The 13,722-nt window shown below is 47.8% G+C and carries 14 protein-coding genes; 7 read left to right on the forward strand and 7 right to left on the reverse strand.

Annotated features, from left to right (window positions below; genetic code table 11):
• Nucleotides 1-89: 89 nt before the first annotated feature.
• Nucleotides 90-434 carry a YflT domain-containing protein gene (locus KNO79_RS00555; protein WP_012727532.1) on the forward strand — a complete coding sequence of 115 codons (345 nt, stop codon included), beginning with the start codon at nt 90-92 and terminating at the stop codon, nt 432-434.
• 67 nt (nt 435-501) lie between these two features.
• On the opposite strand, the gene KNO79_RS00560 is transcribed toward KNO79_RS00555, so the two are convergent.
• Nucleotides 502-1,494 carry an MDR family oxidoreductase gene (locus KNO79_RS00560; protein ID WP_159563073.1) on the reverse strand — a complete coding sequence of 331 codons (993 nt, stop codon included), beginning with the start codon at nt 1,492-1,494 and terminating at the stop codon, nt 502-504.
• A 143-nt stretch (nt 1,495-1,637) separates the two neighbouring features.
• Between KNO79_RS00560 and KNO79_RS00565 the strand changes: the two genes are divergently transcribed.
• On the forward strand, nt 1,638-2,060 hold the full coding sequence (locus KNO79_RS00565; RefSeq protein ID WP_012727530.1) for a hypothetical protein: 423 nt from the start codon (nt 1,638-1,640) through the stop codon (nt 2,058-2,060).
• A gap of 18 nt (nt 2,061-2,078) precedes the next feature.
• On the opposite strand, the gene KNO79_RS00570 is transcribed toward KNO79_RS00565, so the two are convergent.
• From KNO79_RS00570 to KNO79_RS00585, 4 genes are all read right to left on the reverse strand, one after another.
• Nucleotides 2,079-2,288, reverse strand: a complete 210-nt coding sequence (locus KNO79_RS00570) for a hypothetical protein (protein WP_012727529.1) — start codon at nt 2,286-2,288, stop codon at nt 2,079-2,081.
• A gap of 82 nt (nt 2,289-2,370) precedes the next feature.
• Entirely contained in the window at nt 2,371-3,078 is a 708-nt protein-coding gene (locus KNO79_RS00575; protein WP_214690380.1) for an SDR family NAD(P)-dependent oxidoreductase, read from the reverse strand.
• Nucleotides 3,079-3,089: 11 nt separating this feature from the next.
• Nucleotides 3,090-3,479 carry a GNAT family N-acetyltransferase gene (locus KNO79_RS00580; protein ID WP_074035497.1) on the reverse strand — a complete coding sequence of 130 codons (390 nt, stop codon included), beginning with the start codon at nt 3,477-3,479 and terminating at the stop codon, nt 3,090-3,092.
• Entirely contained in the window at nt 3,476-4,492 is a 1,017-nt protein-coding gene (locus KNO79_RS00585; RefSeq protein WP_196431363.1) for a serine hydrolase domain-containing protein, read from the reverse strand. Before KNO79_RS00585 ends, KNO79_RS00580 begins: the two co-directional genes overlap by 4 nt.
• A 118-nt stretch (nt 4,493-4,610) precedes the next feature.
• On the opposite strand from KNO79_RS00585, the gene KNO79_RS00590 reads away from it, so the two are divergent.
• Nucleotides 4,611-5,561 carry a GGDEF domain-containing protein gene (locus tag KNO79_RS00590; RefSeq protein ID WP_214690381.1) on the forward strand — a complete coding sequence of 317 codons (951 nt, stop codon included), beginning with the start codon at nt 4,611-4,613 and terminating at the stop codon, nt 5,559-5,561.
• Nucleotides 5,562-5,581: 20 nt separating this feature from the next.
• Here the strand turns inward: KNO79_RS00590 and KNO79_RS00595 are convergent, their stop codons facing one another.
• The gene (locus tag KNO79_RS00595) at nt 5,582-7,360 is read right to left on the reverse strand and encodes a solute:sodium symporter family transporter (RefSeq protein WP_196431361.1); all 1,779 of its coding nucleotides are present in this window, start codon (nt 7,358-7,360) and stop codon (nt 5,582-5,584) included.
• 182 nt (nt 7,361-7,542) lie between these two features.
• Between KNO79_RS00595 and KNO79_RS00600 the strand changes: the two genes are divergently transcribed.
• Nucleotides 7,543-8,172 carry a hypothetical protein gene (locus KNO79_RS00600; protein WP_196431360.1) on the forward strand — a complete coding sequence of 210 codons (630 nt, stop codon included), beginning with the start codon at nt 7,543-7,545 and terminating at the stop codon, nt 8,170-8,172.
• Nucleotides 8,173-8,225: 53 nt separating this feature from the next.
• On the opposite strand, the gene mgtE is transcribed toward KNO79_RS00600, so the two are convergent.
• On the reverse strand, nt 8,226-9,584 hold the full coding sequence (gene mgtE, locus KNO79_RS00605) for a magnesium transporter (RefSeq protein WP_196431359.1): 1,359 nt from the start codon (nt 9,582-9,584) through the stop codon (nt 8,226-8,228).
• 322 nt (nt 9,585-9,906) lie between these two features.
• Here mgtE and arcA point away from each other — a divergent pair, with 322 nt between their 5' ends.
• Genes arcA through arcD form a run of 3 tightly spaced genes read left to right on the forward strand, consistent with a single transcriptional unit; the run spans nt 9,907 to nt 13,714 of the window.
• Nucleotides 9,907-11,136 (forward strand): arginine deiminase, encoded by a 1,230-nt coding sequence (gene arcA, locus KNO79_RS00610; RefSeq protein WP_196431869.1) that lies wholly within the window; start codon nt 9,907-9,909, stop codon nt 11,134-11,136.
• A 21-nt stretch (nt 11,137-11,157) separates the two neighbouring features.
• The gene (argF, locus tag KNO79_RS00615) at nt 11,158-12,186 is read left to right on the forward strand and encodes an ornithine carbamoyltransferase (protein WP_196431358.1); all 1,029 of its coding nucleotides are present in this window, start codon (nt 11,158-11,160) and stop codon (nt 12,184-12,186) included.
• A gap of 52 nt (nt 12,187-12,238) precedes the next feature.
• Nucleotides 12,239-13,714 (forward strand): arginine-ornithine antiporter, encoded by a 1,476-nt coding sequence (gene arcD, locus KNO79_RS00620; RefSeq protein WP_012727520.1) that lies wholly within the window; start codon nt 12,239-12,241, stop codon nt 13,712-13,714.
• Nucleotides 13,715-13,722 lie beyond the last annotated feature (8 nt).

Below are 13,722 nucleotides of genomic sequence, written 5' to 3' on the forward strand. Positions count from 1 at the left end.
ATGACGTTTGTCATCGTTTTTTAATGTGTGAAGAACAGGAAGGAAGGTAATAACTAATAATGTAGTAGAATTGAAGGAGGAGAATAGACATGTCAGTTTTGTACAAAGAATTTACAAATGATGAAGAAGTCGTTACCGCCGTTCAATCGATGAAAACAAATGGGATTGATGAATCTAACATCTACGTCATCACACATGACGATGATCGAAGTAAGCGTGTCGCGGACAATGCCGATGCGAACACCGTCTCAGCAAGTGACGTCGGTTTGGGGACAGCTGCCAAAAACGTGTTCCGCAAAAAAGGAGATGAACTGCGAGCCGATTTTCAGGAGCTCGGCTTCACAAAAGAAGAATCAGAGCGTCTCGAAGAAAAGTTAGATCAAGGGAAGGTACTCGTTGTCGTGAAAGACGCACCTGCCGGATTCACCATCTGATTTCACACCATGGAGAATAGAGAGGAAAGAGGCTGAATCGTGAGTGATTCAGCCTCTTTTCATGTGCTTAGCGAAGGCGGACGACGGTACGACCGCTCAATTCGCCACGCATCATCGCCTCGGCGTGACGAGGGACGTCGTGTAACGGAATCTCATGGATCATCTCGTTGAGAACTTTCGGATCGATGAGTTCTTCGAGGCGTTCCCATGCGTTCGTACGACGAACCATGGGTTGCATGACCGAATCGATGCCGATGAGCTTCACGCCGCGTAAAATAAACGGATAAACGCTCGTCGGCAACTCGGCGCCTCCGACGAGACCGCATGCGGCGACAGCACCTTCATATCGTATCTGGCTCAAGATGTTGGCGAGTGTATTTCCACCGACCGAATCGATAGCGGCATCGAAGCGTTGCTTGGCAAGGGGACGGGCAGGTCCTTCTAATTCGCTTCGATCGATGATCGTCTCGACACCGAGTGAGCGTAAGTATGGTGAATCTGTTTTACCAGTGGAGGCGACGACATGGTAGCCGAGGCGACGAAGCAACGTAATCGCGAAGCTTCCGACACCACCTGTCGCTCCTGTGACGAGCACTTCTTCGCCTGGACGCACACCAGCGTGTTCGAGTGCATCAATGGAAAGCATGGCGGTGAGTCCTGGTGTTCCGATGGCGATTGCATCTCGCATGCTCATTCCTTTAGGTAACTTCACGAGCCATTTCCCCGGTACTTGCGCATACTGGCTAAATCCACCGAAATGCCGTTCCCCAATCCCGAAACCAGTGGCAATCACCTCATCGCCAACTTTGATGTCGAGGTGGTCTGATTCGACGACAGTTCCAACGAATTCGCATCCCGGAATGAACGGATAGCGATTGACGATTTTTCCTGAAGTCGTCAATCCGAGCGCGTCTTTATAATTCAATGCGGAATAGTGGACTTCGACTAAGACGTTTCCATCCTCTTCTTTCGGAAGGACGTCGGCGTTCACTTCTTTTACTTCGGCATGAAGGCGTTCCTCGTGTTGGTCTAGCACGAGTGCTTGGAATGATTCATTCATCTGCTTAACCTCTTTTCCTATAGATGTCCTCACTCTAACAGTCTTTCCCTGGCAAAATGAAATATATGCACGAATCTTTAGGGGGAAACGGGTAGAGAGTGGTACAATAAAGGGGATTCAAATTGCGTAAGGAGGAATGTAGTATGCGGCACGATGACTATGAGTTTGACGATGTAGAAGTAGAAGAAGGCGAATTGTTCAACGTATACGATATTCTCCCACCAGACGGGACGATCCTGGAGATGGCGACAGCTGAGGAAATGGTTCGAGCGGCCGAATTAGAAGCGAAGCATCATGCGCTCCAACGGCTCCAAGATTCAAACTTCCAGTTAACAGGCGTGTCGTTCAAAGAACTTCTGACAGAATTTGAACAGTATGAGCAAGAGTCAATGGAGTTCTGGACAGGTGTTTATAACCGATTACGCATTCCTTGGGCGTGGACGATTCGAATCGATGTGGCCAATGGTCCGATTCACGTCGTGAACGATCGCGATATCTTTATCGATGAAGACGACTTCGAAGAATATGATGTTGATGATTTATTAGAGGAATACGAAGAAGATTGAATCAAAAACGTCTTTCCCTCATTCAGATGGGAAAGACGTTTTTTTGTCGTGGAGCAGGTCGTGACGGATTCGGCTGAGTTCAGTCGCCCCAAATAATAATCCGACACTACATAAAATTGAAACACCACTCACCATCGCCCCGACGACAGCGGTATCACCAATCATTGTGAACGACATTGTGAGGCTAAACAGTCCAAATAGCAGTAATCCTCCAGCAATGGTTTTCATAAAATTCACCCTTTCACGTATCTATGCATGTAGTGTAGACGGTTTGACGAGAGAAGGGTGTTTCTTTTTTTGACCTGGTAAATTATTTGATTAAGTCGTAAATCGAATAGGTCTTGCCATTTTCTAGAGGACGGTCAATCAACTGTTCAGCAAATATACGAGCGACCGTTTCAGGAGAACGGAGTCGTCCTTCTGTTTCGTATGCACGGAATTGTTCAAGGTCAGCGAACGCCTCTTTCGAGGAAGAACGAATCTCCGCCTGCATCGACGTATCCATCACACCTGGATTGAATAGAGCTGCACGATGTGAGGTTCCTTCTAGCTCTAGTGCAAGCGTCTCCGTGAAATGATCGAGTCCTGCTTTCGTGCCACAATATGCGCTCCAACCTGAGATCGGACGTTTGGCCGCGCCAGAGGTCACATGAATCAAATCGGTCGGCTTACCGAAAGCGAGGACCGCATTCGCCAATAGCATCGGCGCAAGCAGGTTGGCGTGGACATGAGCGGTCACTTTCTCACCATCTAATTGTCCGACACGATGAATCGGTTCAATCCATGCTGCATTTTGAACGAGCAAAACCGAATCAGCCCGCTCTAGAAACGGTGTGATCTCCCGAATGACTGCATCAATCCCCGAGACGTTTGATAGGTCGACTGATCGTTGCTGATACGTAACGTCTTCCGCCTGTGAGCGAGAGAGCCCGACCACCTCGTAATCTCTAGCTTGTAGTTCCTGAGCGATGGAACGGCCGAGACCACGCGATGCGCCTGTGATGAGAGCAAGTTTCATATACATTCCTCCTATTCGTGAATCGTTTTCCGAAAACCGTAGAACGGACGAAACCGTAATTTCTCGTAATATGTGTGGGAATTTTGACTTGCGAGCATCTCAAGCCGTGTGTCTGGATAAAGTGTATGGACGTGTTGGAGTAACTGTTCGCCAAGACCACGTCTACGATATGTAGAAGCGACCAACAGTTCACAAACATACAAACTGACTGTCGTATCAGTCAATCCGCGCAAATAAGCGACAATCTTTCCATTTTCAGACTCCATCACATAGGTGACGTTTGATTGACGCCATGCCTCACGGGTCAACGCGTCACGTTCTACCAATTGGCTCCAACCTTCATCGCGATTAAGTTGTTGAATCGAGTCAAAGTCTGATTCCATATAAGTACGAATGTTCATTCAATCCGTTCTCCAATCTGCATTTCAATCTGTTTCATGACGTCGAACGCCCCATCTGATTGATTTGAACAAATGACCGAGATGGTATCGATTTCTGGATAGTAACCAGAATGGAAACTGACACCAGGGTCATAGCCCATCACGTGATATTTATAGACATCTCCCGATGCGTGATGTTGAATCCAAAGTCCGTATCCATAACTCCCGCCGCGGTCATTAACCGTCACGTGTGGTGTCAAAAGAAGCGACGTAGAAGCGGTATCAAGAAGCTGATGTGAAAACAGCGATTTCCAAAATTTAGTCATGTCTTGAGCGGTCACATACGCGCCACCATCTGCTCCTCCTTTGATTGGAATCGCATATTGGTTTGTACGCCATGTGCCGTCCGAGTGGTCAATATAACCGAGTGCTGTTCTAGAAGGCAAGGCATCGAGTGAAAAGTATCCAGAATCAATCATACCAGCAGGATGAAAAATCGATTGTTCGACATAGTCGGTGAAAGATTGCCCGGTCACATCTTCTACAATCAACCCTAACAGAATATATCCTGCATTATTGTAGGAGAATCGAGAACCCGGTTCGTCTTTCATAGATTTTTGTTGAAACAACGGTAAAAAATCACGTAACTGTTGAAGCCGATACATCGGGATATCACGCCATAGCGCTTCAAAGTCATCAGAGACGGATTCATCAAAATAGTCAGGGATTCCTGATGTGTGCGTCAACAACTGATGTACGGTGACGTTTGGTGACAGATGAGTTAAGGCAAATGTTTGAAATGAGTCAAGCGAGGTGGAAAAGGATAGTTTCCCTTGCTCGACTAACTGGCAAATCGCGATTGCTGTAAACAGCTTGCAACCGGACGCAATTCCGAACCGTGTCATCACGTCATGTTGAATCTGTTCTGAGCGATTCGCATAGCCGTAAGACTGGTGGATTGATCCGTTTCGATTGGTGAGCAAATAGACACCCGAAAATGTCTCGTCAATCGATGGATGTGTGAAATGTGGCATGAGAAACCTCCATGTATTGAGTGATTCAATAATTCGACTATATCATGTCCATCACAATCTCTCTAAAATTTACTCAATTTTCAAAAAAACATTTACCAAATAACAGGAATTGAGACAGGTGTCTGACCTCGAACGTGGTACGATATGGGCGAACAGAGAGGAAGTGGATTCAATGACGTTATTCTTCTGGGGGATACTCGTTGGATTTTTAATTGCCTTGTGGCTATATAAACGTCCACAGCCACATTCACAGTCTCTTTCGTTTATGCATTTCGGGAATCAAACGAAAGATGTCATTTACATTTTTGAAACGAAACCGACGTGGCGTTTCCGATACATCAGTCCTTCTTTAGATTTATATCTCGGAGACGGGACGGTGATGCAAAGTTATTCAGATGCACAAGAGTGTTTTCGGAGAATCCACCCGGACGATCGGCGACTATTACTCGATAAAGTGGCGGGACGCGTCAATTATGAAGAAGCGATTCTTCAACGATGGCGCACGAATGACGGCGCTTACGTATGGTTCGAGGAATATACGACGCCAATCTATGAGAATGGTGAAATCGTAGCAGTTCAAGGTGTGATTCGGAACATCGAAGCAGCCATGACCGAGCGTGAACGTCTCATGTATGAAAGTCGCCACGATAGCTTGACCGGTGTCTTCAATCGTCGGGCGTTTGAAGACACCGGTCAAGCAGAAAATGCGTGTAACGTCGGAATCATCGTGCTGGATGTGAACGATTTGAAAGTCGTAAACGACATGGAAGGACATTCTGCTGGTGACGATTTGTTGAAACGGGTCGGGATGATTCTTCAGGGAATTGAATCATCCGTGTATCGTTTAGGGGGAGATGAGTTCGTCTTGTTTCTAGAGATGATGCCCCGCGACGCATGTGAACGAATGGTTCTTCAAATCGAAGCAGCTTGTCAAAAAGAATCGATTTCTGTCGCCATCGGGTTGGCGTGGGCATCATGTCCGGAAACGATTGAGGCGCTTTGGCAACGTGCGGACGATGCCATGTATGAACGGAAGCGACAACAAAAAGTAGACCTCCTTGACGTGTAAGTTCAAGGAGGTCTATTGGTTTAGCTGCTTTGTTCTTTTACATCGGACGGCTCTTCACCCAAATTGTTTAGATAGCGTTCATAACGAGAAATACCATAGCGGTAAGATGCCCAGATGAGCCCGGACGTTATGACGACAAGTCCCACTGTCAGTGGAGCAAACCATCCGGAAACGATGCCGTTCGCATAAGCGAGTCCGATTGGCGAGAAGACAAGGTAAACGAAAATCATCGAAGCGACGAGCAAAATGGATGTCGAAAGGGCATGACGCCATGGTTTGACTCTCCCTAGTTCGATTCGGATCGGATTCGCTTGAAGCATTGGTCGCACACGCGCAAATACGAGCATGATCCCCGTCTCGATGACGAAGAGGATTCCGTAAATATGGATAAAGTTGATGCCGATTTCGACGCCGAACCATTGTTTCGTCCCCCATACGAGGAAATAGTAAGCGATGACGTGGAAAAAGACGACGGTCTTCGCGGCGATTGGCGGCACACGTTTAACAAGCATCCCGATTAAAACGATGACGAGAATCGGGATGTTGAAGAAACCGGTGAAGCGACGAATCAAGTCCCACAAGCCATCTGGCGCATACATAAGATTCGGGGCGACAAAGAACGAGACGAGTGCAACGAACGTCCCGAACCATTTGCTGACGCGAATCAAATCTTGGTCAGAAGCATCCGGTTTAAACTTCGGTTTGTAAATGTCGAGTACGAAGAGCGTCGCGATACTATTCAAGAGCGAGTTGAACGAGCTGAATACGGCACCGAGCAAGACGGCGAGGAAAAAGCCCATGAGCCACATCGGTAACAGCTCGGCAATCAAACTCGGATAAGCGAGGTCTGCCTTCTCGACGTTCGACCCGTACAAGTGAAACGCGATGACGCCAGGTAACAACATGAAGATTGGAACGAGTAATTTCAAGTAGCCGGTAAAGAGAACGCCTTTTTGTCCTTCCGCTAAGTTTTTTGCACCGAGGGCCCGTTGAATCACGTATTGATTCAGTGCCCAATAGAACAAGTTCGCAAAAATCATTCCGGTGAAAATGGAGAGAAACGGGACCGAGTCGTTAGCGGAACCGATGGCGTTCAACTTTTCGGGATTCGTCGTCGCAATCGTCTTCATCCCGTCCAATAAATTCCCGTCCCCTAGTGCGAGAAAGCCTAGTGTCGGAACGAGGAATCCAATGATGATGAGTCCGATCCCGTTCAACGTGTCCGATACGGCAACGGCACGAAGACCTCCGAAGATGGCATAAATCGCCCCGATAATCCCAATGAACCAAACGACGAGCCAAAGGGACTGCTCAAAGCTGATGCCGAGAAGGGCCGGCACATCGAACAGTTGCAGGACGGCTAATCCACCCGAGTACAGCATCGATGGAATCGTCACGCACATATAGCCGAGTAGAAATAACAAGACAGTCAATCGACGAACGTCCTCGTCATAGCGTTGACTTAAAAATTCAGGAATGGTCGAAATTCCGATGCCAAGAAAACGTGGCAACAAAAAGAGCGCCATGATGATGGCAGCGATACCGGCCGTCACTTCCCATGCCATCGCTGACATGTTGCCGGCGAACGATTGGCCATTTAAGCCAATCAATTGTTCCGCTGACAAGTTGGTCAACAGGAGCGATCCCGCGATGAAGACACCCGTTAAACCGCGACCAGCCAAGAAGTAATCGTCGGCGCTTTCGACTTTTCCTCTCGTCATGCGATACGAGACGTAAGCGACGAGCGCCATGAACAGGGCGCCGGTCACGAGTATGTAGAGTACTTGTTGAAATGTCATGAAATCCCCTCATTCCTTACTTATGTTTTATATGTATTTTTAGGAAATACCCTAAATTATAAGAAGGTAGTCCTATTGTTTTGATCGAATCATACAGAAACCATGAACGTGGGGACGATTGCGTACTTGTCGTACGAGAGTAGAAAATCGATGAGGATGGATGGACCGATGGGAGGGACCTCGTGAAGAAGTGGATGATTGGAATGTTATCTGTTGTAGTGATAGCAGGTTATATCATGTTTAGCGAAATGCTGAAAGAAGAAAACACGAGTGATTTGGCTGTGACCGAAAGCTTCCGACACATAGACGATTTAGCTACAAGCTCGCCGATTGTCATCGTCGGCAAAGTGAGCAGTGCTCCCAAACCGTTTACACATCAATCGGTCACATTCTTTGAATCACACATTCAAGTGCAGCGTGTCTATCGAGACGTGAATGGTCAACTGAAGTCAGCCGATACGATCACCCTTTTACAAAATGATATGGAAGAAGACCCGCTCGTCAAACGAGACGAGACCGTTTTGCTGTATTTACAAAGATATGAAGGACCCGTGATGGAGAATGCATATCGGATTGTCGGTCTACAACTGGGACATTTCAGAGTGAATCGGACGGGGACACTGACTTCGGTAGGAAAACCTAACCTTTATCAAGAAAGCGGGCTCAGTGCTGACTTGAGCAAGCTAGAGACATCATTGAAAGACAATCCTTATGTGGAAGAAAGAAACGAAGTGATGACGGATGAGGAAATCAGGGCTTTTAATGAAAATGAAGTGCGTTTGTTTGAGGAGTCTCAACAACATGACGAGTAAAAGCGGCGCTGACAACATCAGCACCGCTTTTATAATCGGATTTTTTTCAAATGTCATAAAAACTGGAGCATGGACGTCGCGACCGTGAAGTAGATGATGAGACCGAGGTTGTCCATCAGCGTCGTGATAAACGGTCCAGAGGCAACAGCGGGGTCTAACTTCAGGCGATTGATGAGAAGCGGGACAATCGTTCCAATCATCGTGGCGACACTGAGTGCGGCGAAGATAGAAACCCCGACAATGAAGCCGATCAGCATATTGTCGTATAGCAGCGTGATGACGCCAAAAATGACAATCATACACGCAATCCCTAAGATGATGCCGGTTCCGAGTTCGCGTCGAATCATCTTCATAACGTTCTTTCGATTGATGGTCCCGAGTGCAATTGAGCGCACAGCGACGACGAGTGATTGCGTGGCTGCGTTCCCGGCAGAGCCCATGACAAGTGGCATGAAGACGGCGAGTAGCACAATCGTCTCAAGGGTGTCTTCGAAACCGCCAATCGTCGAAGCTGTAATCATGCCGAGAAACATGAGGCTGACAATCCAAGGGGCACGTTTTTTCGCTGCTTCAAGCGGACTCATGTTGATATCAGACGAACCTTTCGTCGCGGAGAGTTCTTCAAAGTCTTCTGTCGTTTCGCGCTCGATGACGTCTAATACATCATCGACCGTGATGATGCCAAGTAGCTTTTGCTGATCATCGATAACGGGAAGGGCCAACAAATCGTACTTCTGGACAATCCTGGCCAAGTCTTCCTGGTCGGTCATGACGTTTGCCGAAATGACGCGGAACCCCATGATGTCTTCAATTTTCGCCTCGAGCGGTGCGACAATCAAATCACGTAAGGAGACAACACCAACCAGTTGGTGCGCTTGGTCGACCACATATAGGTAATAAATCGTTTCGGCATCTGGTCCGAGTTCACGCAACTCTTCAAGGGTCAGTCCGACCGTCTTATCAGCTTGAAGGACGACGAACTCGGTCGTCATGAGCGATCCAGCCGTTTCCTCCGGATATTGCATCAAGTCTTTGACTTCTTGTTCCTCGATATCATCCATCTGCTCAAATAGCGTGTCCATGAACGCATCGGGTAGTTCCCGCATCAAGTCGGCCGCGTTGTCCGAATACATTTCATTCAAGATTCGGACGGCATACGGTTGGGGTGTTTCTTGGATGAATGTACATTGCTCTTCTAACGTCAGTTTTTCAAATAGATCGGTGAATACCTCAGGGGAGATGGTTCGATACACGAACGACCGCTCATGTTGAGTCAGTTCGATAAAATGATCCGCCTGTTCACCCGGGTGGAGAGAGAGAAAAAGGTCTTGAAAATCGACCGGGTCTCCCTTTTGAATCAATGTACGAAGCGCTGCTTCATGTTCGTTGTATTCCGTTTCTTCAATTTTCATATGCTCACATCCTGATCTCTCACATTTTCAATTTCATTTACGGTGAATAAAAAAAGTTTTCTACATTTTTTAGGGCGATGCTATACATCAGCCATACATCTTATTTCCCTTTGCCATCGTCCTGATTTCTAGAGCATTGTTTGTTCATTCACATGAGTGAACATTTATTCATATCAATGCGGAATCGACAACAGATGAACTGTCGGATTAGACATTCGCAAATTTGGTAAAGTGATAAGGTAAGGGTAGTCACACACCCGAATCACAAGGAGGAAGCGAGATGATCTCAATGACGAATCAACCGATTTCACAAGATACGACGCTGAAACATCCGATTCATGTGTATTCAGAAATTGGAGAATTAAAAACGGTATTACTGAAGCGACCGGGCCGGGAGTTAGAGAACCTTACTCCAGAATATTTAGAGCGCCTCTTGTTCGATGATATTCCCCATTTGCCGGTCATTCAAAAAGAGCACGATTATTTTGCGAGTGCGCTTCAAAATCGTGGTGTGGAAGTCCTTTACCTCGAAAAACTAATGGCCGAAACGTTATCACTCCCTGGTGTGCGCGAAAAGTTTGTCGCGGATATCTTATCGGAGTCCAAATCAAATATCAACGGTTCTTACGAAACATTAAAAGAGTATTTACTCGATTTTGATAACGAAATGTTGATTGAGACGGTGATGGCCGGTATCCGGAAATCGGAAATCAAGCCAGAAAAACGCCGACATCTGCATGAAATGATTGAAGATACGTACCCCTTCTTTTTGGATCCAATGCCAAACCTCTACTTTACACGAGACCCGGCCGCTGCAATCGGTCACGGACTCTCCATCAACCGCATGAAAGAACCGGCACGTCGCCGTGAATCGCTCTTCACGCAATACATTATGCGCTATCACCCACGCTTTGCGAAACATGATGTTCCCATCTGGTCGGACCGTGATTATCGGTTTGCGATGGAAGGGGGAGACGAACTCGTCTTGTCGAAAGAAGTCGTCGCCATCGGCATCTCGGAACGAACGACCGCGCAAGGCATCGAGCGTGTCGCCCTCAACCTACTCAAGCATGGAGACAGCTTCAAAAAAGTCATCGCCATCGAAATTCCAAAATCACGCGCCTTCATGCATCTTGATACCGTCTTCACGATGGTCGATCATGATAAATTTACCATCCATCCGTTCATTCAAGGACCGGAAGGGAAGATGAACATTTTCGAGCTCACGCTAAACACGGAAGGTGAACTTCAGATTGCTCAGCACTCGGATTTGTTGAAGGTGTTAAAAGATGTCCTCGGCTTACAAGAGGCGACGTTGATCCCTTGTGGCGGTGGGGATCCGATTGCGGCAGCCCGCGAACAGTGGAATGATGGATCGAACACGCTCGCCATCGCGCCGGGTGTCGTGGTCACGTATGACCGAAACTATGTCTCGAATGAGTTACTTCGTAAAGAAGGCGTCGAAGTAATCGAAATCATGTCGAGTGAACTATCGCGCGGCCGTGGGGGTCCACGTTGCATGAGCTGTCCGATTATCCGCCAAGACATCTAAATGTGATAAGGAGGAAGCAGTATGTCTACAACGTTCAATTTTGATTTGAAAGGTCGTCATTTTTTATCGCTAAACGAGTTTTCGGGTGAAGAAATCAACTACTTGATCGACTTGTCTGCTGCATTCAAACGTCAGAAAAAACAAGGTGTTCCACATCGGATTTGTGAAGGTAAAAACATTGCCTTACTCTTTGAAAAACCATCGACACGGACGCGTTGTGCGTTCACTGTCGCTGCCATCGATTTAGGGATGCACCCTGAATATTTAGGCAAGAATGATATTCAATTCGGGAAGAAGGAATCGGTACGTGATACCGCGATCGTTCTTGGACGCATGTTTGATGGCATTCAGTTCCGTGGCTTCGCTCATGAGACGGTCGAAGGTCTTGCAAAAGACGCCGGCGTACCGGTGTGGAACGGTTTGACCGACTTGTATCATCCAACCCAAATCTTGGCCGACTTTTTGACGGTAAAAGAGCAAAAAGGAGAACTTGCCGGAATTAAATTTGTGTACGTAGGTGACGGACGGAACAACATGGGAAACACGTTGTTGATCGGTGGTGCAAAAGTTGGGATGGATATGCGAATCTGTGCGCCGAAATCGCTCTGGCCATCTGACGAGATCGTGAACTATGCGAAGTCGGTCGCCGTTGAAACAGGGGCTGTGATCACCTTGACAGAGAGCATTGAGGAAGCGATGGACCAAGCCGACGTCGTTTACACCGATGTCTGGGTATCGATGGGCGAGGAAGCGGCGTTCGCAGAACGAATCGAACTGTTGCGACCGTATCAAGTGAACATGGACATGCTTCAAAAGAGTGGCAATCCGGACATCATGTTCTTACATTGCCTTCCGGCATTCCACGACTTAGAAACGGAGGTCGGGCGGGCGATTCATGAGCAATATGGGTTGACTGAAATGGAAGTGACCGACGAAGTATTCCGTAGCCGTCATTCGTTCGTATTTGATGAGGCAGAAAACCGGATGCATACCATCAAGGCGGTGATGGCAGCGACGCTCACGGAGACACGCGAATGGCTTGATCGTTGACGAGGAGGGGGTTTCCCCTCCTGCTTCAAAATAAGCGAAAGGGATGAGTAGAATGTCTACGAAGTTGGAGCATGACTCAGGTGGTTCGGCTGGAGTACATCCTGAAAAGAAAGATAAGCGGTTAGGTCTCGGAGCGTTGACGGCACTTGTCGTCGGGTCGATGATTGGCGGTGGCGCCTTTAACTTGGCTGCCGATTTGGCGCAAGGTGCGAATGCGGGTGCCATTCTTATTGGTTGGGTCATCACGGGAATCGGGATTATCGCGCTCGGTCTCAGTTTTCAAAATTTGACGATGCGTCGTCCAGATCTCGATGGTGGCGTATACAGCTATGCACGGGCAGGTTTTGGATCGTTCGTCGGATTTAACTCGGCATGGGGATATTGGTTGTCTGCCTGGCTTGGAAACGTGGCGTATGCCACACTGCTGTTCAGTTCGGTCGGTTATTTCTTCCCGATTTTTGAAGGGGGACAGAATATCGCGTCGATTATTGGCGCATCGATTATGCTTTGGCTCGTGCATACACTCATCTTACGTGGGGTACATGAGGCATCGATGATCAACATCGTCACGACGATTGCCAAGCTCGTCCCAATTTTTGCATTCATTACGATTACCTTGTTCTTCTTTAATCTCGAAAACTTCACCTTCGATTTTTGGGGACAAGGCGGCTTCTCATGGGGAAGTGTTCGTGACCAAGTCGTTTCGACGATGCTCGTGACACTTTGGGTCTTTATCGGTGTGGAAGGGGCCGTCGTGCTATCTGGCCGTGCTCGGAAACGTTCGGACGTCGGGAAAGCAACCGTTATTGGGCTACTTGGAACGCTCGTCATTTATTTGCTCATTTCTATCATGTCGCTCGGTCTCATGACTCCCGAAAATGTAGCGAACGCCTCGCAACCAGCGATGGCATATTTGCTCGAGTCGGCCGTCGGTCCGTGGGGTGCGATGCTCATCAACGGGGGACTCGTCATCTCTGTCCTTGGCGCATGGCTCGGTTGGACGCTGTTAGCGGCAGAAATCCCATTCGTTGCCGCCAAAGATGGAGTCTTCCCGAAATGGTTCACGAAAGAGAATCAAAATCAAGCTCCTGTCAATGCCCTTTGGCTAACGAATGGGTTGATTCAGCTCTTCCTCTTCACATTCTTGATTTCAGATGCCGCATATAACTTTGCCTTTTCTCTCGCTTCGAGTGCGATTTTGATCCCATACGTGTTCTCGGCCTTTTACCAAGTGAAAGTGGCGAAGAACGGAATCGGATACAGTTCCGGTGAACGAAAAACACGCGATTTAGCGATTGGATTGGTCGCTTCCGTTTATGGACTATGGCTCATATACGCCGCTGGAATCGATTATTTACTTCTCACTACACTTTTATATGCACCGGGAACCCTTCTCTACATGAAGGCACAACGTGAAAATGGCATCAAGTCACTCACTAAAACGGAATGGATGGTCGCCGGTGTGTTGACCGCACTGGCCATCTTCGCAGTCGTACGCATACTATCGGGTAATATCTCAGTCATTTGATCGGGGGT

Origin of the sequence: Exiguobacterium sp. s43 (assembly GCF_018617255.1) — a bacterium.
Classification (GTDB): Bacteria; Bacillota; Bacilli; order Exiguobacteriales; family Exiguobacteriaceae; genus Exiguobacterium; species Exiguobacterium profundum.

Bases quoted from the DNA above. Each gene is read 5' to 3' on its own strand.
- KNO79_RS00570 (WP_012727529.1), bottom strand. From the start codon at position 2,288: ATGAAAACCATTGCTGGAGGATTACTGCTATTTGGACTGTTTAGCCTC.
- KNO79_RS00575 (WP_214690380.1), bottom strand. From the start codon at position 3,078: ATGAAACTTGCTCTCATCACAGGCGCATCGCGTGGTCTCGGCCGTTCC.
- KNO79_RS00555 (WP_012727532.1), top strand. From the start codon at position 90: ATGTCAGTTTTGTACAAAGAATTTACAAATGATGAAGAAGTCGTTACC.
- KNO79_RS00565 (WP_012727530.1), top strand. From the start codon at position 1,638: ATGCGGCACGATGACTATGAGTTTGACGATGTAGAAGTAGAAGAAGGC.
- KNO79_RS00580 (WP_074035497.1), bottom strand. From the start codon at position 3,479: ATGAACATTCGTACTTATATGGAATCAGACTTTGACTCGATTCAACAA.
- KNO79_RS00560 (WP_159563073.1), bottom strand. From the start codon at position 1,494: ATGAATGAATCATTCCAAGCACTCGTGCTAGACCAACACGAGGAACGC.
- KNO79_RS00585 (WP_196431363.1), bottom strand. From the start codon at position 4,492: ATGCCACATTTCACACATCCATCGATTGACGAGACATTTTCGGGTGTC.
- argF (WP_196431358.1), top strand. From the start codon at position 11,158: ATGTCTACAACGTTCAATTTTGATTTGAAAGGTCGTCATTTTTTATCG.
- mgtE (WP_196431359.1), bottom strand. From the start codon at position 9,584: ATGAAAATTGAAGAAACGGAATACAACGAACATGAAGCAGCGCTTCGT.
- KNO79_RS00595 (WP_196431361.1), bottom strand. From the start codon at position 7,360: ATGACATTTCAACAAGTACTCTACATACTCGTGACCGGCGCCCTGTTC.
- arcD (WP_012727520.1), top strand. From the start codon at position 12,239: ATGTCTACGAAGTTGGAGCATGACTCAGGTGGTTCGGCTGGAGTACAT.